The sequence below is a fragment of the Oerskovia gallyi genome, assembly GCF_014836745.1.
Taxonomy (GTDB): Bacteria; Actinomycetota; Actinomycetes; order Actinomycetales; family Cellulomonadaceae; genus Oerskovia; species Oerskovia paurometabola.
The window spans coordinates 12165-33034 of record NZ_JACSQE010000005.1; the positions used below are offsets into that span (position 1 = coordinate 12165).

Annotated in this window: 17 protein-coding genes; 7 read left to right on the forward strand and 10 right to left on the reverse strand. The window is 72.5% G+C overall.

The window, feature by feature from the left end; translation table 11 throughout:
- Nucleotides 1-117 precede the first annotated feature (117 nt).
- From H9640_RS19610 to H9640_RS07315, 4 genes are all read right to left on the reverse strand, one after another.
- Nucleotides 118-786 carry a response regulator transcription factor gene (locus H9640_RS19610; protein ID WP_318243692.1) on the reverse strand — a complete coding sequence of 223 codons (669 nt, stop codon included), beginning with the start codon at nucleotides 784-786 and terminating at the stop codon, nucleotides 118-120.
- The gene (locus H9640_RS19615; RefSeq protein ID WP_318243693.1) at nucleotides 783-2789 is read right to left on the reverse strand and encodes a sensor histidine kinase; all 2007 of its coding nucleotides are present in this window, start codon (nucleotides 2787-2789) and stop codon (nucleotides 783-785) included. The genes H9640_RS19610 and H9640_RS19615 overlap by 4 nt, the downstream gene beginning before the upstream one ends.
- Nucleotides 2790-2974: 185 nt before the next feature.
- Nucleotides 2975-3667, reverse strand: a complete 693-nt coding sequence (locus tag H9640_RS07310; protein ID WP_191790070.1) for a hypothetical protein — start codon at nucleotides 3665-3667, stop codon at nucleotides 2975-2977.
- 141 nt (nucleotides 3668-3808) lie between these two features.
- Entirely contained in the window at nucleotides 3809-4240 is a 432-nt protein-coding gene (locus H9640_RS07315; RefSeq protein ID WP_191790071.1) for a universal stress protein, read from the reverse strand.
- A 58-nt stretch (nucleotides 4241-4298) separates the two neighbouring features.
- On the opposite strand from H9640_RS07315, the gene H9640_RS07320 reads away from it, so the two are divergent.
- Entirely contained in the window at nucleotides 4299-4931 is a 633-nt protein-coding gene (locus H9640_RS07320) for a maleylpyruvate isomerase N-terminal domain-containing protein (RefSeq protein ID WP_191790072.1), read from the forward strand.
- A 55-nt stretch (nucleotides 4932-4986) separates the two neighbouring features.
- On the opposite strand, the gene H9640_RS07325 is transcribed toward H9640_RS07320, so the two are convergent.
- Nucleotides 4987-5517: a GNAT family N-acetyltransferase gene (locus H9640_RS07325; protein ID WP_191790073.1), complete on the reverse strand. Its 531-nt coding sequence runs from the start codon at nucleotides 5515-5517 to the stop codon at nucleotides 4987-4989.
- A gap of 22 nt (nucleotides 5518-5539) precedes the next feature.
- Nucleotides 5540-6931 carry a DUF1254 domain-containing protein gene (locus H9640_RS07330; RefSeq protein WP_191790074.1) on the reverse strand — a complete coding sequence of 464 codons (1392 nt, stop codon included), beginning with the start codon at nucleotides 6929-6931 and terminating at the stop codon, nucleotides 5540-5542.
- Between the two features lie 199 nt (nucleotides 6932-7130).
- On the opposite strand from H9640_RS07330, the gene H9640_RS07335 reads away from it, so the two are divergent.
- Nucleotides 7131-12038 carry a DUF7927 domain-containing protein gene (locus H9640_RS07335; RefSeq protein WP_191790075.1) on the forward strand — a complete coding sequence of 1636 codons (4908 nt, stop codon included), beginning with the start codon at nucleotides 7131-7133 and terminating at the stop codon, nucleotides 12036-12038.
- A gap of 63 nt (nucleotides 12039-12101) precedes the next feature.
- Here H9640_RS07335 and H9640_RS07340 read toward each other — a convergent pair whose 3' ends face one another.
- Complete coding sequence (locus tag H9640_RS07340) at nucleotides 12102-13400, reverse strand: AI-2E family transporter (RefSeq protein ID WP_225226859.1); 1299 nt, start codon at nucleotides 13398-13400, stop codon at nucleotides 12102-12104.
- Nucleotides 13401-13467: 67 nt separating this feature from the next.
- Entirely contained in the window at nucleotides 13468-14694 is a 1227-nt protein-coding gene (locus H9640_RS07345) for a cation:proton antiporter (RefSeq protein ID WP_191790076.1), read from the reverse strand.
- A 151-nt stretch (nucleotides 14695-14845) separates the two neighbouring features.
- Here H9640_RS07345 and H9640_RS07350 point away from each other — a divergent pair, with 151 nt between their 5' ends.
- The 4 genes from H9640_RS07350 (at nucleotide 14846) to H9640_RS07365 (ending at nucleotide 16781) form a co-directional block, all read left to right on the forward strand.
- Nucleotides 14846-15265: a DUF7144 family membrane protein gene (locus H9640_RS07350; RefSeq protein ID WP_191790077.1), complete on the forward strand. Its 420-nt coding sequence runs from the start codon at nucleotides 14846-14848 to the stop codon at nucleotides 15263-15265.
- A gap of 87 nt (nucleotides 15266-15352) precedes the next feature.
- Nucleotides 15353-15787, forward strand: a complete 435-nt coding sequence (locus tag H9640_RS07355; RefSeq protein WP_191790078.1) for a DUF6325 family protein — start codon at nucleotides 15353-15355, stop codon at nucleotides 15785-15787.
- An 80-nt stretch (nucleotides 15788-15867) separates the two neighbouring features.
- Nucleotides 15868-16215 (forward strand): SHOCT domain-containing protein, encoded by a 348-nt coding sequence (locus tag H9640_RS07360; RefSeq protein ID WP_191790079.1) that lies wholly within the window; start codon nucleotides 15868-15870, stop codon nucleotides 16213-16215.
- 83 nt (nucleotides 16216-16298) lie between these two features.
- Nucleotides 16299-16781, forward strand: a complete 483-nt coding sequence (locus H9640_RS07365) for a DUF1269 domain-containing protein (RefSeq protein ID WP_191790080.1) — start codon at nucleotides 16299-16301, stop codon at nucleotides 16779-16781.
- A gap of 67 nt (nucleotides 16782-16848) precedes the next feature.
- Here the strand turns inward: H9640_RS07365 and H9640_RS07370 are convergent, their stop codons facing one another.
- Nucleotides 16849-17862, reverse strand: coding sequence for a sigma-70 family RNA polymerase sigma factor (locus tag H9640_RS07370; protein ID WP_191790081.1), 1014 nt, complete (start codon nucleotides 17860-17862; stop codon nucleotides 16849-16851).
- Nucleotides 17863-17928: 66 nt separating this feature from the next.
- Nucleotides 17929-20094 carry a SpoIIE family protein phosphatase gene (locus H9640_RS07375; protein WP_191790082.1) on the reverse strand — a complete coding sequence of 722 codons (2166 nt, stop codon included), beginning with the start codon at nucleotides 20092-20094 and terminating at the stop codon, nucleotides 17929-17931.
- Nucleotides 20095-20364: 270 nt separating this feature from the next.
- Between H9640_RS07375 and H9640_RS07380 the strand changes: the two genes are divergently transcribed.
- Nucleotides 20365-20745, forward strand: coding sequence for an SHOCT domain-containing protein (locus H9640_RS07380; RefSeq protein WP_191790083.1), 381 nt, complete (start codon nucleotides 20365-20367; stop codon nucleotides 20743-20745).
- Nucleotides 20746-20870: the final 125 nt, after the last annotated feature.

Below are 20870 nucleotides of genomic sequence, written 5' to 3' on the forward strand. Positions count from 1 at the left end.
GCGGAAGGTGCGCTCCGCCGTCGGGCCGGCTTCTCGGAGCGTTGAGTGCATGATTGCGCTGCGACACGCCCGGCGAGTCGCAGCCGAATCACGCACTCAGCGGGGGAGGGCGCCGGCTCAGCGGGGCGACGTCGCCCGGTCCGGGACCAGGCCCGCCTCCCGGGCCGCCACGATCGCCGCGGCCCGGTCACGCAGCGACAGCTTCGCGAGCACGCCCGCGACGTAGTTGCGGACCGTCTTGGTGCTCAGGGTCAGCCGCCGCGAGATCGCGGTGTTGTCGAGCCCTGCGGCGACGAGCGCGAGCACCTCGCGCTCGCGGTCGGTGAGCTGCGGGAACGGCACCGCAGCCCGCGACCCGCCGCCGAGCACGTTCGCCACGGCCCGCGCCGCGACCCCCGGCGCCAGGATCAGCTCGCCGTTCGCCACGGCCCGCACGGCCCGCTCGACCTCGTGCGGCGACGCGGACTTCACGAGGTACCCGCGGGCCCCGGCGCGCAGGCAGGCGGCGACGGAGTCGTCGTCCTCGTGCATCGTCATGACGAGGACCGGCACGTCCGGCCGGGAACGCACCAGGTCCCGCGTGAGCTCGACGCCCGACCCGTCGCCCAGGTCGAGGTCCATGACGACGAGGTCCAGGTCGTCGGGAGCGCCCAGGACGTCACGCGCCTCCGCGGCGCTCGCGGCCTGCGCCACGACGCGGACGCCCTCGAGCGAGTCGAGCAGCGCCGCCATCCCGATGCGGAACACGGGATGGTCGTCGACGAGGGCCACGCGGATGAGGCTCACAGCACGACCTTCCGGGGGAGGACGGCCCGCACGCGCGTTCCCGGTGCGAGCGAGGTGATGTCCAGCGTCCCACCCAGCTCCTCGGCGCGCTCCCGCATGGACCGCGTCCCGACGCCGGTGCGCGCGTCCTGCCCGACGCCGGAGCCCGCGTCGTCGCACGTCACGACCAGGTGCGTCCACCCGTCGAGCGTCCCGGGCAGGCCCGGCGGGTGGGCGGAGACCTCGATGCGGCAGCCCGCGGCCCCGCTGTGCCGGGACGCGTTGATGACGGCCTCGCTCGCGATCGCGTAGGCCGCGGCGGCGACGCGCGTGTCGAGGTCGTCCCACGGCCCGCACAGCAGCTCGACCGCGAAGCCGTTCGCGTCGTGGTGGTCGGCGAGGTCGTGCAGCGCGGCCTCGAGCCCGGCCTCGTCGAGCGCGGGCGGCAGCAGGCTGCGCGAGAGCGTGCGCACGTCCCCGACCCGCTGCTCGACCTCGCGTTGGAGCGCCTCGAGCACGGCGGCCGCTGCGGCCGGGTCGGTCGCGAGGGTGTTGCGCGCGCCCTGCAGCCCGAGCCGCAGCCCGCTCAACCACGGCCCGACGCCGTCGTGCAGCTCGCGGCGGACGAGTCGCCGTTCGGCCAGGCGCGCCCGGGTCACGGCGTCCTTGGCCTGTTCGAGGTCGCGCGCGCCGCTCGCGAGCGCGAGGCCCGCGGCCACGACGGGCGCGAGCTGGGCGAGCGCGTCCCGGGTCCGGGTGTCGAGGCGCTCGCCCGCGCGGGGGGTGACGGTGAGGTCCCCGAGGACCCGGCCGCCGTGCTCGACCGGCACGTGCGTGACGTGCGTGCTCGTCGGGCGACCCCAGGTCGCCTCGACGGTCGGGGCAGGTCCGCCGCTCGTGAGCGTGACCGACTCCAGCTTGAGCGACTCGCCCGTCGAGGCGACGAGCCCGTGCAGCAGCTCCTCGGCCGTCGCCGCGACACCGAGCTGGCGGCCCATGCGCAGCACGGCCCGCCCGGGGTCGGTCGTCTCGCCGTAGACCAGGGCGCGCACGCGTCGCTGGAGCCACGTGCGGGCGGGCTGGACCGCGAGCACGACCCCGACGGCCGCGAGGACCTGGGCGAGCGGCCGGCTGCCGACGAGCGCGGTCACCGTGACCACGAGCGCGACGTAGACCGCGACCAGGGCGAGCGTCAGGAGGGCGCCGATCGTGGCGCGGCTCAGCGCGAGGTCGAGCCCCCACAGCCGGTTGCGCAGGACCGAGACGAGCAGCGCCGCGGGGAACAGCGCCTGGCACGCGAGATGGGTCAGGGGCAGCGCGAGGATCACGTCGGGCGAGCTCCACGTCCCGAGCAGCGGGAGGAACGACAGGGCCATGACCGCCGTGCCGAGGGCCAGGAGGCCCAGGCCGCGACGTTCCTCGGGCGGTCCGTGCCGGTGGCGCCACCACGTCGCGGCCGCGGTCACGAGACCCATGACGACGACGCCGAGGATGGCCGGGCGCGGGTCGTCGACCGGGGCGAGCAGGAAGAACAGGATCGACCCGGCGCCGCCCGCGACCCCCAGCCAGGCACCCGGCGACAACGGCCGGTCGCGGACGAACCACGGCACGAGCACGAACAGCCCGACCGTCCCCGGCACCCACGCGAGCCCGTACGCCGCGGCGAGCGGTTCGAGCGGTGGCAGGCCGGGGTGCGTGCTCGCGAAGCTCCGCCAGCCCCCGCCCAGCGCGGCCAGCCCGCCGCCGATGCCCGCGATCGAGACGAGCCACCCGACGACGTGCCGTCGCCGCGACAGGATGATCGCACCCACCGAGCCGTACACGAGCGCCACCATGGCGTCGACGACGACGAACAGCAGGTCGCCGAGCAGCACGTCCACGCCCGACGTGAGCTGCAGGACGAGCGCCGAGACGCCGAGGAACCACGAGGCGACGGCGATGGCGAGGGCGGTCCGGGGCAGCCCGCCGGGCGCGACGGGGTCGCCGGAGGACTCCGGTGGCTCGTCCCCTGCGACAGCGCCCACAGCGCCACCGTAGGGCGCACGACCACCCGGACGACAGAGGTCGGGAGCGATTCCACCCCCACGTGGTGCGGCACGGTCACGACCGGCCCCGCCCCTGGAGACAGGAGCGGGACCGGTCGCGCGGCCCGAGGCGGGCCCTGGGGGTGGTGACAGGTCCACGGTGGTGGGCTGCGCCGTCGGGCGGGTCAGCGACGGTCGCCCAGCGCGAAGCCGAGCGCCGCGACCGTGAGCCACAGCGGACCCACGAAGCCCGCCATGTACTGCAGCGGCGAGACGCCCACGAGCAGCGTGATCCCGCCCAGCAGCAGGCTCACGACGCCGATCCACCGCGGCGCGGCGCCGTGCCGCAGCGAGGCCACCGCGACCGCGACCGCGGTCAGTCCGGCGCCGACCCACAGCCACGGGATCGTCGCGGTCCAGTCGGCGTAGAACGCGCCCGACTCGGGGACGATCTTGTCGAGCTCGGCGAACCCGAACATGAACTGGGTGTCGAGCCCCGATCCCATGAGCGCCGCGACCGACGTCAGGACCAGGCCCGAGCCGGCGACCGTCGGCAGGAGGCTGCCCGCCGGGGCCTGGACGTCGAGGCGACGCTTGAGACCCGCCGCGAAGATCAGGACGAGGACCGCGACCAGGACGGTCGCGGTGTGGAAGACGAGGAGCGTGGACGTCTTGCCCGCGAGGTCGGCGACGACCGCGTCGGCGTCACCTGCGGTCTGCTCCCAGTTCGCGCCGAGCGCCATCGAGGCCTGGATCGAGACGATGCCCAGGACGCCGGCCGCGACGCCGGTCCACGCCCAGGCGCGGGAGGCGCGGGCGGGATGCCCGTGGGCGAGGTCGGTCCCGGGCGTGACGGAGGTTGTCGGTCGTGCGGTCATGGTGGACCCCTGCGTGTCGTGGGGCCGGGCCCGGGCGGGCGGCGGCCGTGGGTGGTTGACACGAGGAGCGTGGGGCGGGACGTGTCCCGGGCGGCAGGGGCGGATGTCCCGGGAGGCCGGGCGGTTCTCTCGGGCGGGCGGTCAGTCCTCGTCCGGCTCGCCCTCGGAGGGCGCGGGCAGCACGGGCAGCACGACGACGGGCCGGTGCTGCAGGTGCGACAGCCTGCCCGCGACCGAGCCGCCCAGGGCTTCGTTGCGCCACCCGTCGGCGCCCGCACGGTGCGCGCCGACCACGACGATCGCGGCGTCGTGGCTCACCGCGGCCTCGTCGAGCTGGCGCGCGACGTCGCCGTCACCCGCCACGACGAGGGTCCAGCCGACGCCCGTGCCGTGCAGCGCACCGTCGAGCTCGGCCTTGAGCCGCTGCTCCGCGCGGCCGTCGTCGGGCACCGGTCCGACGTCCACCCACACGCACACGATGGCCGTCCCCAGGGCGTGCGCGAAACCGGCGGCGCGTTGCACGATGTCCGGGTGCTGGCCCGGGTGCACTCCGACGAGCAGGGGTCGGATCATCTGTCCATCGTGCCACGGGCGCGGGAGGAGGGCCCGCCGCGGGCCTACCCTGTGCGGCATGGACCGCACCTCCTTCCTCGCGACCGCCCGCAGCGCCCTCGACCTCGCGTCCCGGCCCGAGGTCGCCGCCGCCTGGTCCGCCGAGAGCGCGTGCGCCGGGATGAGCGTCGGCGGGCTGGCCCACCACCTGCTCCAGCAGGTCGTCCACACGCGCCTCGTGCTCGAGTCGCCCGTGGCGCGACGTGAGGTCGTCGGCGTGCACGACCACTACGCGCGCGCCGAGTGGGTCGGGGCCGACCTCGACTCCCCGGCCAACGTCGGCGTGCGGGAACGCAGCGACGCGCTGGCCGACGACGGTCCGGACGCGGTCCTGGGCCGTGGACGGGCCGCGCTCGACCGGGTCGCCGTGCTGCTCGCGGACCCGGATGCCCCTGCCGTCGTCTCGCCCTCGTGGTTGTCCTGGTCCTTGACGACCGACGACTACCTGCTCACGCGGCTCGTCGAGCTCACGGTCCACAGCGACGATCTCGCGGCGAGCGTGGCCCTGCCGACCCCGCTGTTCGGGGACGACGTCGTGGCGGACGTGCTCGGCGTCCTGACCACGGTGTCGGTGCGCCGCCACGGGCAGACGGCCGTGCTGCGCGCCCTGAGCAGGCCGCAGCGTGCGCCGGGAGACGTCTCGGCGTTCTGAACGGCCCAGGCCCGACGGCGTCGCGTGGCCCGGGCGGGCGGCCTCTCCCGCGGCGTCAGCCCAGCGAGCGCTGGAGCAGCACGGTGTCGAGCCAGCGGCCGTGCTTGAACCCGACGCGTTCGAGACGCCCGACCCGCCGGAAGCCCAGCTTCTCGTGCAGCACCACGGACGCGGAGGAGTCGGCGTCGCTCACGACCGCGACGAGCTCGCGCACGCCCGCCTCTGCGGCAGCGTCCAGGAGGGCGGCCAGGAGCGTCCGGCCCAGGCCGCGTCCCTCGCGGCCGGGGGCGAGGTAGATGGTGTCCTCGCCCGTCGCCGCGTAGGCGGGGCGCTCGCGCCAGGAGCCCACGTACGCGAACCCGGCGACGTCGTCGGGCAGGCCGGGGGCGCCCGGCACGGTGACGACCAGGAACGGGCGGCCCGCCTCCCGCAGCGACTCCCACCGCTCCTCCCACCCCGCGAGGGGGAGCGGTTCGGTCTGGAACGTCGAGACCGTGTGCAGGACGTAGTGCGCCGCGATCTCCGCGACCACGGGCAGGTCGTCGCGGGACGCGGGACGGACGGTCACGGCAAGGGCGTCGGTCATCCGGGCACCCTAGCGCCGCCGGTCACACGGGGGTGATGTCGCCCAGCTTCCAGCTGCGGTCGAAGTAGGACTCGAGCGGGCCGTAGAACCGGAAGTAGGAGAACCAGTGCTTGCCCGGGACGGTCTGCACCCAGTTCGACTCGCCGCTCGGCGGTGGCGTGGGACCGAAGTGCAGGGTGACGGAGCCGTCGTCGTCCGGGACGAGGTCCGCGTCCCGCGAGCCACGGTCGCCGCGCTGCTGCTCGTTGTCGATCAGGCAGCGGGTCGCGGCGTCGTAGATCGTCGCGGACCAGAACAGCTTGGCGGGGACCTTCGCGGGCACGTGCAGGGTGTAGTGGCGCGCGCCGTCGAGCCACTCGCCGTCGGCGCCCGTGTACGCGCTGAGGTACGCCTGTCCGAGCCCGGGGGTGTGGCTCTTCATGGCCGCGGAGAAGCTCACGGCCTCGTAGAACCACGACGCGCGCTCCAGGAGCTCGTCGTAGAACGGCGCTCGCTGGTCGGAGGTCGAGAGCGCGATCGTCAGGTCCCACCGGCGGTCCTCCCAGTACCGAGAGCCGGCGAAGCGCTTGTCGAACGAGTTGGCCTGCGCGATGAGCTCACCGGCCGCCGCTCCCTCCTCGAGGATCGCGCGGAGGCGGGCGTCGGGCTCGAACGGTCGCTCCTTCTCGATCCCGAGCTGCTTGAGCATCGCGAGGTAGAAGCGGTCGCGCTCGTCGACGACCTCGTTCTGGTAGACGTCGTGCAGGCGCTCCCAGAACTCCAGCCCCGTGGGCTGGTCGCCCGACCACGGGCGCCCGTCCGGCGAGACGACCCGGGTCGCGGGCGGGTCCTCGCGCAGCGCGAACGGGTAGATCCGCACGGCCTCGACCAGGGCTCGTGCCCGTGCGTGGTCCGGGTCGAGGGTGCGGAAGCCGAACATGACGTTGACGCCCGTCGAGCGCAGGACGATGTGGTCCTCGGCCCCGGCCGGGACGTCGTGCCCGGGCGGGAGGACCAGGTGCTTGCCGCCCTGGTCTCCCGTGGGCCCCATCTCTCCCATGACGCCGAACTCCCGCTGCCAGAAGTCCGAGACCCCGCCCGCCGTGGGGCCGGCGGGGAGCTCGATGACGAGCGGACCCGTCTGCGACAGGTCGAAGAAGTTGAGGATGTACGGCGTGGTCGCGTTCGCCGTGATGAGGCCCAGCCGGTCGCGGTAGGTCACGTAGTGGACCAGGTCGGAGCCCGTCGCCCCGAACACCTCGTAGTGGACCTTCCTCCACTGCGCGTACGACACGATCGGCAACGCCCACAGGTACGCCTGGGTCGCGAGCTGGCGGTCCAGCTCGTCGAAGACCAGCGGCAGGTCCTCGCGTCGAGGGAGCTCGCCGTCCCGGCGGACGGACCCCAGACGACCTGGAAGCTCGTGGTGCGACATCTGCTCTCCTCGACCTCGTGCACGGACCCCGCGGACGTCCGCGGGGCGGGACCTCTCGGCCACGATGGCACGGCCGTCGTGGTGACGCGCGCCAACGGTTGCGGTCGCCGGACGCTGCGGGTGATGTCACGCTGAAAATCGGGCGACGCCACCGACGACGCGGCCCGCAGCGATGATCTCAGCCAACAAGGGGACGGCAATGGGACGTGCAACGCTCAGCAGGTCGACGGGTTCGAAGGCTCTCAGGAGGCGGCTGCTGCCGGGGATCACGGCGTCTCTCGCCCTGGCCTCGCTGGTGATCACCGGCTTCGTGGCTCCTGCCGGGGCGGAGGGCGAACCGTCGCCAGCCGTGACGAGCGCGGTGACCCAGGAGGTCGCCGATCCCACGGTGCAGACCCCGCAGAGCCCGGCGGCCGCCGAGCCCTCGTCACCCGTCGACGCCCCCGCGGAGAGCGTTCCGCCGCCGAGCGACGGCCCGACCGGTGGCGAGGAACCCTCGGCCCCGACGGACCCGCCAGCCACCGAGGAACCGTCGGGCGGTGAGATCTTGGGACCACCGGTCCCCGAGACGGACCCGGCCCCCGAGCCGGAGCCGGCAACGCCCGACGACGCCGTGGAGGGTCCCGGCGTGACGCCCTTCCTGGTCCCTCCGGCCACGGGGAACAATGCGGTCATCACCGTCAAGGTGGGCGGTGACCGCACCAGCCTGGTCGCGGTCGGTCCGCTGGCCGAGGTCACCCTCCAGCTCTACGACGGCACGGGCGTTCCCACGACACCGGTCGCCGACGCGTGGGCCACGTGCGTGTCCGACGCCGACGGCGACTGCTCGTTCGTCGTGCCGAACACGCAGGTCGGTGGGGCCAACCGCGAACGCCGGTTCTGGGTCGTCCAGACCGAAGATCCCGCGGGCTGGTACGAGAACCCCGACCTCGGGACGGGGGGCAGCGGTGCGACGATCACCCCGTACGAGTTCCGTACCGGTACCCAGCTCCGGGCGGGCACGACCTACACCTCGCAGGGCTCGTTCATGCTCGGGACCGGCAACGCGAACGCCGTGGCGTCAGGTGGCATCTGGCAGACCTCGCGAGTCAATCCGACGTTCCCTGCGCAGTGCGGGATCGACGTCGCGCTCGTGCTCGACCTCTCCGGGTCCGTCGCGGGTGACCTGCCGCAGCTCAAGGCCGCCGCCAACCAGTTCGTGGACTCGCTGACCGGCACGCCGTCCAACATGGGCCTGTTCACGTTCAGCTCGCTCGCCCCCGCAGCGGGCAACCCCAACCTGGCCCTGACCCCGGTCTCCACGGAGGACAGCGCCCAGCTCGTGAAGGACCGGATCGACAGCTACACGGCCGGTGGCGGCACCAACTGGGACCGCGGCATCTACCAGGTTGCGGCGAGCGCGGCCGACTACGACGTCGCGATCGTCCTCACCGACGGGAACCCGACCTTCTACGGCAACCAGGAGGGCCCGGGGAACTTCACCCGTCTGCGTGAGGTCGAGAACGGGGTGTTCAGCGCGAACGCCGTCAAGGCCGAGGGGACCCACATGGTCGCGTTCGGCGTCGGGGACGGGATCGAGAACGCGGGGAGCGGGCTCAACCTGCGGGCCATCTCCGGAGAGCTCGCCGGGACGGACTACTTCCAGACCGAGGACTACGCGGAGGCGGGCAACCAGCTCCGCGCGCTCGCCCTCGGCAACTGCGAAGGATCGGTCTCCGTCATCAAGCAGGTCGTCCCCTCGGGCGCGCCGGTCGGGTCGATCGAGGGCGCAGAGCCTGCGGGTGGGTGGGAGTTCACCGCCGAGACCCAGTCCGGGGACGTCACGGTCGAGGACCCGTCCACGGTCACGACGGCGGCGGGGACGGGGGCCGCGAACTTCGAGCTCTCGTACCCCTCGTCGACGTCGTCCGGGGTCGTCGGCGTCATGGAGACGCAGCAGTCCGGCTTCACCCTGCAGCAGGTGGACGGTGCGAACGCGGTCTGCACCGACATCGTGACGGGCGACACCGTGACCGCGACGAACAGCGGTGCGACCGGTTTCACGGTGCCCGTGGACCCGACCACCGCGGTGACCTGCACGGTCTACAACCGGGCACCCAACCCGGTCGCGTCCCTGACGCTCTCCAAGCAGTGGGTCGTGAACGGCCAGACCTACGCCGACGGTGCGCAGCCCGAGGGGCTCTCGGCCTCGGCCTCCATCGCCGGCACGCCCCAGGCGTGGGGCGTCCCGCGCACCGGCCTGCAGGCGGGGCAGACGCCTGCGATCGGCGAGTCGACGACCGTGGTCCTGACCCAGTGCACGCTCGTCGGGACCGCGGTGACCGCCTTCAACGGCACTGAGATCTCCGAGACGTTGCCGTACTCCCCGACCCTCGGCGTCGGGAGCAACACCGCCACGGTCACGAACACCGTGACGTGCACGAGCCGGCTCACGCTCGCCAAGACGGTCCAGGGCGGCGACGGGGACGATGACCCGGCGCCCACGGACTGGACGCTCGATGCCGTCGCGCCCACGGGGGCGCTCCCCGGTCCTAGCGGGGTCACGGGAGCACCGGGAGCAACCGCCGAGGTCACCCCGGGCGTGATCTACCCGCTGAACGAGTCCGGCGGTGACCTCAACTACGCCCAGGCGACCGGACCCAACGCGGTCCCGATCCCCGGCTCGACCGTGAGCTGGCTGTGCGTCGAGCTCGCCGCGGACGGCACCACGGTCATCCCCGGCTTCTCCGACGGCCTCAACGGCGGCGTCAACGTGCCGTTCGGTCGCTGGATCCGCTGCACCGCGGTCAACCAGACCGCGACGCTCGACCTGCGGAAGGTCGTCGAGAACGAGTACGGCGGGGAAGCGGTGCCGGCCGACTGGACTCTGACGGCGACGCCGACCGGGGACTTCCCCGCCGGTCTTGAGCCGCAGACGGTCACGGGAAGCGACGTGGGCACGGGCGACACCTCCATCAACGTCCGGCCCGGCGTGGCGTACCAGCTCACGGAGTCGGGGGGCCCAGCCGGCTACACCGAGCGCTCCGTCGAGTGCGTGACCGAGGCCGGTGTGCCGGTGAACGGCACGGTCGTCACGCTCCTGCCGCTGGACACGGCGACCTGCACGTTCGTCAACGGGGACACGCCGGCCCGTCTCACCTTGACCAAGGTCGTGGACGTCGGGTCGACGCGCGCGCAGGAGGTCCCGCGGGACTGGACGCTCACCGCGACGCCGGTCGACGTCACCGGGCAGGACCCGGTGTCCGGGAACGGCGACCCCGCGACCCCGGGGGGCGTGTCGCAGGTCGAGGTCTTCGCGGGGGACTACGACCTGACGGAGTCCGAGATCCAAGGCTTCGAGTCCGGCCAGTGGAGCTGCACGGGCGCCACGGTGACCGGAGCGAGGGTCGCGATCCCGGTCGGTGGCGACGTGAGCTGCCGGATCGTGAACACCGCGCTGCAGCCGACGCTGACGCTCGTCAAGGAGGTCGACAACGGGACCACCGGGGGGACCGCCGCACCCGAGGACTGGGTCCTGACCGCCGCAGGCCCGGTCACGGTGAGCGGTCCGTCCGGGGCTCCCGAGGTGACGAGCGTTCCCGTGGCGATCGGTGAGTACGCGCTCTCGGAGTCTGGCCCCGCCGGGTACGAGGCTGGTGACTGGGTCTGCGGCGGGGTCCCGGTTCCTGACGGTGCCATCACGATCGCGCTCGCGGTCGACGTGACCTGCGTCATCACCAACACGGCGCAGCCGTCGACGCTGACGTTGGTCAAGGAGGTCGTCAACGACAGTGGCGGATCGGCGGAGCCCGCCGACTGGACGCTCGAGGCCGACGGCCCGACTCCGCTCAGCGGCGTGAGCGGTGACCCTGCAGTCACGGGGGCGGACGTCGTGGCGGGCGACTACGCGCTCTCCGAGACGGGTGGTCCGGCCGGATACGAGGCGTCCGACTGGACGTGCGAGATCCCCGGCGTCGACGGCGGTGCCGCCACGCCCGTGGCCGTGACCGACGGGACGGTCCAGGTCGACGTCGGGCAGGCGGTCGTCTGCACCGTCGTGAACGACGACATCCCGGCGCCCTTCACGGTCGTGAAGTCGAGCGATCCGGGCAGCGGGGCGACGGTCCTGCCGGGCGACGTCATCACGTACACGGTGACCGTGGCGACGGTCGGCGAGGGGTTCGACCCGGACGTCGTCGTCACGGACGACCTGGCCGCAGTGCTGGACAACGCGACGTTCGTCGAGGGCAGCATCGAGGCCTCGACGGGCGGTGCCGTGCTCACGGGGACCACGCTCGTCTGGGCCATCGGGAACCTGGTCGACACCGAGACGATCACCTACCAGGTGCGCGTCAACGACGGCGCGTACGGCGTCACGCTCACCAACGTGGTCACGGCTCCTGGTGCAGAGCCGTGCGTCGAGCCCGAGGAACCAGCAGGGTCCACACCGACCGAGGAGACGTCGTCGACGTCGGGAGCCGAGCCCGAGGCGGCTGCGGTCGCCGTCGTCGCCCGGGCGGCCGCCGAACCTGCTGGCACCACCGCACCTGAGGTGGCCGCCGCAGCGGCCGTGGCCCTCGCGGTCGTCGACCCGGCGGAGGCGTGCCGGACGACGTCGCACGTGACCCCGGCCTGGACGCTCACCAAGTCGAGCGATCCCGCCTCGGGGACCAAGGTGGCGCCGGGCAGCACCATCACCTACACCTTGACGGTGACGAGCACGACCGGTGCCCTCGTCACGGGGGCGGTCGTGACGGACGACCTGTCCAAGGTCCTCGCGTACGGTGCGCTCGTCGCGACGCCCGAGGGGGCGACGATCTCCGGGTCGACGCTCACGTGGGCGGTCCCGGACCTCACCGCGGCCGGGCAGACCGCGACGCTGACGTACCAGGTGCGGCTCGCCGTGAATGCCTGGGGCGTCACGGTCACCAACCTCGCGACCCCTGGGCCTGGCGGCGGCTGCGTCGTCTGCACGACGACGCACGAGGTGCCGCTGGTCACCGGCTCCCCGAGCTCGGGCGGGCTCGCGTTCACCGGTGCGAACGTCGCCGCGCTCGTCGCGGGGGCCGCGCTCCTGACGCTCCTCGGGACGGTTCTGGTGAGGGTCCGCCGTCGGGCTCGCGAGTAGGAGAACAGCGTGGGCCGCCCCCGGGGCGGGAGGGCGGCCCACGCCGCAGAGCGGCTGCGGGCGCTACTCGATGCCGTCGGCGTGGCGCTCGTCGACGGTCTTCGCGGCGTCGCGGCCGGCCTTGCGGTTCGCCCGACGGCGTCGCGCGACCCCGCCGTCCTTCTCGCCCGGGTCGTCGTCGGGGTCGTCGTCCTTCTCGTGGCCCGGGTCGTGCAGCATGTGCGAGTCCACCAGCTCGTGCCGCTGGATGTACGTGTTCGCGACGGCCTGGATGGTCGCGGCGATCGGGAGCGACAGGAACGCGCCGAGCGCACCGAACACCGCCCCGAAGGCGAGCACGACCACGAACGACACCGCAGGGTTCATCTCGAGGGCCCGCGCCGAGACCTTGGGCGAGAAGTACAGGTTCTCGAGCTGCTGGTAGGCGACGATGAAGATGAGGACCGCGAGGGCCTGCGGGAGCCCCTGCGAGGTCAGTGCCACGATCACGGGCAGCGCGCCGCCGATGTACGTACCGATCGTCGGCACGAACTGCGACACGACGCCGACGAACACCGACAGCGGCAGGGCGTAGTCCGTGCCGAGGATCAGCAGGAAGACGAACGTGAAGACGCTCGACAGTGCCGCGAGGACGATGCGGGAGTTGATGAAGTCGGAGACCTTGACCTGCGTGATCTCCCACAGGCGCAGGACCTCCTGCTGGCGGTTCGGCGTGAGCCAGCGGCAGATCGCGACGCGGAACTTGGGGCCAGCCGCGAGCAGGTAGTACGTCACGAGCATGATCGTCAGGAACGCGAAGATCACGCCCACGATCGTCGTCCCCACGACCAGGGCACCGGACGCGACGTCCTCGCCGAACTCGTTGAAGCCCTGCTTGAGGAGCTCGTCGGAGCTCGGTATGTCGACGTCGAACCTCGTCGAGAGGAACTCCTGGATGTCGGTGTAGAGGGCAGGGATCGACTGGACGAGCTGGACGAGCTGCTGCACGAACAGGTTGCCGAAGAGAGCGAAGATGCCGACGACCACCACGAGCCCGCCCAGCAGCGCCGTCGCCGCAGCCGCACCGCGCCGCCACCCGTGCCGGACCAGCCACACCACGATCGGCTCGAGCGCGAGGGCGATGAAGAACGCGATGAGGATGTTGACGCCGAGGCTCTCCAGGGTGCCGATCGCGTACCAGGCGAAGATCCCGACGAAGACCGCGACGACGGTCATGAAGAGAGCGCGCGGCAGCCAGCGGGGTGGCTTGCGCGGGTCGTCGGGGGAGAGGGCCAGGAAGTCTCGGGGCCGGTCGGGGTCGGTGACCGGGGCGGCCGACGCCCCAGGGGCCGGCTCCGGAGTGGTGCTCGCGTCGCTCGTCATGGGGCGAACGTAGCGAACGCGTGCGCGCGCGTGGTGCGCCCACGCCGTCGGGCGGGAAGGTCCGGCGTCAGCCGGGCGCGCGTTCCTCCGCGACCGGGACACCGTCGTCGTCGAGGTCCTCCGGGCCGGGTGAGCGCACGCCCAGGCGCGCCGCGACCCACGGCCCCGTGAGGCCGTACACGACCGCCGTCAGGAGGATCACCCCGAAGACCACGGGGACGAGCTGCTCGAACGGCTGGCCGTCGTCCTCGAAGCGCAGGGCGAAGACCGACGCGGTCGACGCCGCGACGATCCCGCGCGGCGCCATCCAGCCGACCATGACGCGTTCTCGGCTCGTCAGGACGCTGCCCGTCGTCGCGATCGACGCGACGAGCGGGCGCAGGACCAGGACGAGGAGCGCGACGATCCCGAGCGTCGGCAGGGCGTACGCCACGAGTGCGTCGAGGTCGACCCGTGCCGAGAGCAGGATGAAGAGCGTCCCGATGAGCAGCAGGCCGACGTGGCTGCCGAACTCGTGCAGCGGCTCGATGCGCGCCCAGCGCTGGTTCGCGAGCACGATGCCCAGCGTCGTGGTCGCGAACAGGCCGGCCTCCTCGTGGAACGCCTCGGCCACGGCGTACGTCGCGAGCGCCGTGGCGAACGCGAGCGACACCTCGGTCGCGGCCGGCACCCTGCCCCACCGGACCGCCGCGACGTAGACCGCCGCGGCGACGGCCCCCGTGAGCACCCCGGAGAGCGCGGTCGCGCCCAGGTGCTCGGGGGCCGCGTGGAGCGCGATGTTGGCCATCGCGAGCGCGACCGTCGCGCCGATCGGGTCGATGAAGATGCCCTCGAACGCGAGCACCGACTCGAGCGGCTGCTTGGGCCGGATCACCGCGAGCAGCGGCCCGACGACGGTCGGACCCGACACGATGAGGATGGCCCCGATCACCGCGGCCCGGGAGAACGGGAGGTCGAGCACCCACCAGCAGATCAGCGTCGCCCCGACCCCCGTCAGGACCGCGCCGAGCGTCACGAGCAGCGCGACCGGTCGCCGCGCCCCGCCCTGGAGCCGTTTCATGTCGAGCTTGAGCGACTCCTCGAACAGCAGGAGACCGACCGCCATCGACACGAGCGGGAACAGCTCGTCGCCCAGCAGGACGTCGGGGTCGACCAGCCCCGACACCGGACCGGCCAGCAGCCCCAGCACGAGCAGCAGCAGGATCGAGGGCACCTTGAGCGCCTTGGCAGCGACCTGACCCACGACCCCGAGCACGACGACCAGCGCGATCCCGCCCGTGAACCCGAGTTCCATGGACCCATAGTGGTGGTGGACGGCCGTCCGCGCAGCGGATGCCGACGCGGGAGTCCGGTGCCACGATCAGGGGGAGCGAGACTTCCGGGGTGACGCCGGGCCGGTCACGGCCAGGACGACGTCACCCGTTCTACGCGTGCGAGGAGGCACCATGGCACGGTCGTCACAGGTCACGGGATGGGTCGGCTGGGTGTGGTTCGCGGGCATCGTCCTGGTCACGCTCGGGCTGTTCAACGCGATCAGCGGCATGGTCGCCGCGTTCTCCCCCGAGAAGCTCGTCGGGCTGGGGGAGCAGGGCATCGTGGTGCTCGACGTGTCGACGTGGGGATGGGTCCACCTGGTCGTCGGGGTGCTCCTCGTGATCGTCGGCTTCGCGCTCCTCGCGGGGCGTGGCTGGGCACGGCTCGTCGCGATCGTGCTCGTCGTGCTCAACGTGCTGACCCAGTTCGTCGCGCTCCCGGCGAGCCCGTGGTGGTCCGTCGTCACGATCGTGCTCGGGATCTTCGTGCTGTGGGCGCTCGTCGTGCACGGTGACGAGGCCGAGCGGGCGTCGCAGTCGTCGCTGCCGTGACGACGGCCTGACCGTCACCCGTCCGCCCTCCCGAGACCAACCCCCACGCTTCTGGCACGCGCAACCCCGAAGAACGGAGCACCACCCATGGCCACGACACAGTTCGGTCCGGTCGAGTTCGTCGCGATCGCCTTCCCTTCCGAACGGGTCCCCGACGCGGTGAAGATCGCGATCGCCGACCTCCTCGGGTCCGACGTCGTCCGGCTCCTCGACCTCACCGTCATCCGCAAGGGGGTCGGGGGCGAGATCGACGTGGTCGAGGTCGAGGACCTCGGCGACGAGCTCGACATCACCGAGACCCAGCTCGGCAGCTCGGGTCTCGCGGGGCAGGAGGACATCGACGACGTCGCATCGAACCTCGAGCCCGGGACGTCCGCCCTCGTCCTGATCGTCGAGCACTCCTGGGCACGGCAGTTCGTCGGTGCCGTGCACGACGCCGGGGCAGCGGTGATCGCGCAGGAACGCATCCCCGCCGACGTCGTCAACGAGATCGTCGAGCTCGCCGAGACCGAGGTCGGCTGAACCCCGACCACCCTGACCACCCTGACGGGCTGACGGGGGACCACCGCCGCACAGACATCGCACGAGAAACGGAGCACACCATGCCACTACGACGCGTCGGACGCCCAGGTCTGCTGGGCACCATGGCCCGTACCGCCGTCATCGCCGGGACGGCTTCCGCCACGGCCGGAGCCGTGAACCGGCACCAGCAGAGCAAGGCCGAGCAGCAGGCCGAGCAGCAGCAGTACGAGGCGCAGCAGCAGGCTCAGCAGCAGCAGCTCTACGCGCAGCAGGCCGCGGCTGCCCAGGCGGCACAGGCCGCGCCGACGGCACCTGCTGCGGGTGGGAACGACCTCCTGGCCCAGATCGAGCAGCTCGGCCAGCTCCACGCGAGCGGTGTCCTCAGCGACGCCGAGTTCGTGGCCGCCAAGGCCAAGCTGCTCGGCTGACGCAACGACGCCCCCATACCCCCGTATCAACCCACGAACTCGACCCACCCGCTCATGACCCGGCTCGGCCCGAGAGGACAACGATGGCTACCTTCACCGTCTGGTCGTTCGACACCCCCGGAGGCGCGGAGGTCGCGTCCCGTGTCCTGAAGGACGCGGCGTCCGAAGGGCTGATCAAGATCGTCGACCGTGCGATCGTGACCTGGCCCGAGGGCGCGAGCAAGCCCACGACGCGCCACACGCACGAGGACGAGTGGCGCGGTACAGGTTGGGGCGCCTTCTGGGGCCTGCTGTTCGGCGCGCTCTTCTTCGTGCCCGTGATCGGGGTCGCCGCGGGCGCGGCCCTGGGCGCGATCCACAAGTCGATGGAGGCCGTGGGACTGAACAAGGACCAGCTCGACCGCATCCGCGCCCAGGTCACGGAGGGCACGTCCGCCCTGTTCGCCGTGACCGAGGACGGCAACCTGGACCGCGTGGGTGAACGGTTCCACGGTCTGCACGGCGACCTCATCGCGACCAACCTCACCGACGAGGAGCGCCACCTGCTGCTCGAGACCTTCGACTGACCGCGACCAGCGCGACGTAGAGCGTGAGGGTGGGGCGGCGTTACGGGCCCCCCCCCCCCCCCCCGCTCTACGCGTCGAGATGGAGCGGCAGGCCGAAGAGCGGGTACCAGGCCTCGACGTCGAGGAACGCGTTGATGCCCGTCACCTTGCCGTCCGCGGTGTCGATCACCTGCAGCGCCCAGGCGTCGTACCCGCCGTCGGGCGCGACCCGGTACTGACCGAAGCCGAACGTGCCGTTGGCCCGGACCGGCACCATGCGCGAGCCGCGGCACTCCGCCCCCGGGCCGACCATCCACCGCTCGATCTGGACCGGCCCCTGCATCCACAGCGCGTAGGGCGGCATCGAGAGCGTGGCCTCGTCGTGGAGGAGCGCCACCAGGGCGGGCATGTCGTAGCGCTCGAACGCGTCGAGGTACTTCTCCAGGAGCTCGTTCTTGTCCTCGTCCACGGGGACGGTCGGCAGGTTGGCGCCGTCGGCCCCGGGACCCGAGCCGTAGTGCGCCTGGGCGGACAGGGTGGCCCGCGCCCGCTGGAGCGCGCTGTTGACCGACGGCACCGAGGTCTCCAGGAGCTCGGCGACCTCGCTGGCCTGCCAGCGCAGGACCTCGCGCAGGATGAGGACGGCGCGCTGCTTGGGAGGCAGGTACTGCAGGGCCGCGACGAACGCGAGGCGGATGGACTCGCGCCCGACCGCGACGTCTGCCGGGTCGCCGTCCCGGGGCAGCACGCGGTCGTCGGGGACGGGCTCGACCCACGTCTCCTCCGAGAGCTGCTCGCCGAGGTTCCTCTCCTCGGCCGTCTGCGCCGCGCCGAGGCCCATGGGTCTTTCGCGGCGCTTGCGCTGGGCGATGTGGTCGAAGCAGACGTTGGTCGCGATGCGGTAGAGCCAGGAGCGCAGCGCGGAGCGTCCCTCGAAGCGGTCGTAAGATCGCCAGGCGCGGACCATGGTGTCCTGGACCGCGTCGTCGGCCTCGAAGGAGGAGCCGAGCAGGCGGTAGCAGTAGCCCGTGAGCTGCGACCGGTACTGGTCCAGCAGCTCCCCGAGGTCCTCGTCCGCGACGGTCGCTGTGCGTTCGGTCATGGTGTCCTCTCGTGGGCGCGCGGCGATGTGCGCCACCTCACACGGTAGCGCGCACCACCCACACCGTCAGCGGGAGAGGGCGTCTTCCCGGGCGAGCTCGAACCAGACGGTCTTGCCCGGACCGTCCGACGTCTTGTGCTCGACGAACCAGCGGTCGGCGAACCGGTCGAGGAACTGGATGCCGCGGCCGCCCGTCTCGTGCGGTTCGGGGTCGTGCAGGGTCGGCTCGTCGGGGGACGCGTCCCGGACACCGACCCGGACGGTCGCGGGCCACACCTCGACGACCGCCTCGAGCGGTCCCTGCGCGTGCTGGACCGCGTTGGTCAGGGTCTCGCTCGCGAGCAGCATGATGGTGCGCCGCTGGTCGCGGTTGATCCCGCAGCTCTCCAGGATGTCGTCGACCCAGCGCCGCGCCGGTGAGATCGCCGCGGTCGAGTGCTCGACGTCGCGCGTCATCCGGGTGGGGCACGCGGGCGTCGGGTGGGAGTCGACGGCGGCCCGGACACGGACCGCGAGGACCGCGATGTCGTCGCGCTGGTCGCTGCCGACCAGGCGTTGGACCAGCGCGTTCGGGAGCGCGAGCGTCGAGCCGTGCCGCAGCGACGCGAGGGCCTGTGCCAGCCCCGACAGGCGTGCGCTCTGCGGGACCCCGCGTCGCTCGATGAGCCCGTCCGTGTAGAGCAGGAGCGTGTCTCCCGGGCCGAGGTGGGTCACGTGGTCGCTGCGCGCGGCGTTGGGGACGAACCCGAGCATCATGTCCGGCCGGGTGTCGAGGAGCTCGACCTTCCCGTCGGACCTCAGGATGAGCGGCGGCGGGTGGCCCGCGTTGGACCAGGACAGGTCGTAGAAGTCGCCGCGCCGGTCGAGCCGCACGACGACGGCGGTCCCGCTCGCGTGGAGCGAGAGCCCCGTGTTCGCACGGTCGAGGAGACGGAGCAGGGCCGAGGGCGACTCGTCGTGGCTCCAGGCGAACGTGCGGAGCATCGACCTGAGCTGCCCCATCTCGGCTGCGGCCCGCATGTCGTGACCCGTCACGTCGCCGATCATGAGGACCGAGGCGTCCTCGTCGTGCACCACGGCGTCGTACCAGTCGCCCCCGACCTGGTCCGTGAGCGTCGCGGGCGAGTAGGTCGAGGCCAGCTCGAGGTGGGGGATGTCGGGCAGGGCCGTGAGCATCGCGGCCTGGAGGGTCGTGGCGGCGTCGCGCCGTTCCTCGAGCAGCTTGACGCGTTCGAGGGCGTGCGCCACGAAGCCCGCGAGGCCCGCACGGGACAGGGACTCGTCGTCGGCGGTCTTGCCCTGCTCCCACCCGAGGAAGATGACCGCGAGCAGGGTCGTGCCGGAGAGCACGGGCAGCAGGGCCCGCGCGCCGACGCTCTCGTCGAGCGACTCGGAGACGTTCGGGAACGCCGCGAGGATCTCGCCCTCGTCCCGGAAGAACAGGGCCTCCTGGGTGCGGGCGACGAACGACAGGACGCGGTCCGGGTCGTCGAGGCGGGCGTACCGGTACGAGGGCGCGAGCGCCGGCTCCAGGTGGTCCATGCTCGTGTACGTCAGGCTCTTGCGCGACGGGTCGACGACCGCGAGCCCGGCGTACCGGGCCCCGATCGCCGACGACGCCACGTACGCGAGGGTCTCGCCCACGTCCTGCACGGAGGTCGCGTCGGCGAAGGCCTCGCTGAGCATGAGCAGCAGGCGGTTGCGCCGGGTCGCCTGGATGGCGAGGTTCTGCATCCGGGTCGCCCGCTCGTGCGCGATGCGCAGCTGGAGCTCGGACGTGCACGCGGCCGTCAGGTCGGCGAGGGTCGCGAGGTCGGTGTCGGTCCAGTCGTGGGGCTCGTCGTCCATCGCGCACAGCGTCCCGACGACGCGGCCGCGCTGGTCGAAGATCGGGAAGCCCGCGTACGCGAGGACGCCGAACTCCGGGATGGACGGGTTGTCCCAGACCCGGGCGTCCTTGCGGGTGTCCGGCACGACGAGCGGCTCGCGGTCGTTCGTCACGTGCTGGCAGAACGAATGGGTGAGCGGCATGCGCCGGCTGAGCTGGATGTCCTCGGGCATGCCGTGGGCCCCGGGATACACCTGCTCGTCGGACAGGACGAGGGACACGGCGGCCGTCGGGACGCCGAGCTGGCGCATGGCCAGGCGGGCGAAGCGGTCGAAGGACTCGTCCGCGGTCGGGGTCCCGAGACCTGCCTCGACCAGCTCGAAGATCGCCTGGGCCTCGGTCACCGCCTCAGTATGGCGTGCGGGCCGCGGTCCGTCATCGGGAAGCGCGGGGTGAATCGATCCTCCCCGGCGCGACGGGGGCCGCCGAGGTCGACGACGGGTCACCGTCGGCAGGCAAGGTGCGTCACCCTCGGCGTGCCCGCGAGACTTCGCATCAGGGGCGCTTCCCCCGGAACCCGCCCGTTTCGCCGCGCGCATCGTGACGCCCGTCACTAACCTGACGTCAGCGCCTCGCGCTCGCGAGCGCCGGAGATCGTCGAACGGGGCTTCACCATGGAATTCTGGGACTTCTTCTGGCTTCTGATCTGGTGGTTCGTCTTCATCGCGTACCTGATGGTGCTCTTCCAGATCCTCACCGACCTGTTCCGTGACCACACGCTCAGCGGCTGGTGGAAGGCGCTGTGGATCGTCGGTCTGGTCTTCATCCCGTTCCTCACGGCGCTGATCTACATCATCGCCCGCGGCCGGGGGATGACGGAGCGGCACCTCGCGGCCGCCAACGCGGCCAAGGCGCAGGCCGACTCCTACATCCGCGAGGTCGCGACGGGTGGTCAGTCCGCGACCGACCAGATCGCCACGGCCAAGGCTCTCCTGGACGCGGGCACCATCACGCCCGACGAGTTCGCGTCGCTCAAGGCCAAGGCGCTCGCCTGAGCCTGGTCCGTCCCCACGGCCCGACGACGGAGCTCGCCGCCCCCGCCGGCGCACCTCCCGGGCACGCGAGCGGCTGACGGGTCCACGGACCGGTCGTCGGAGGTGGCCCGGGCGCACGCCCGGGC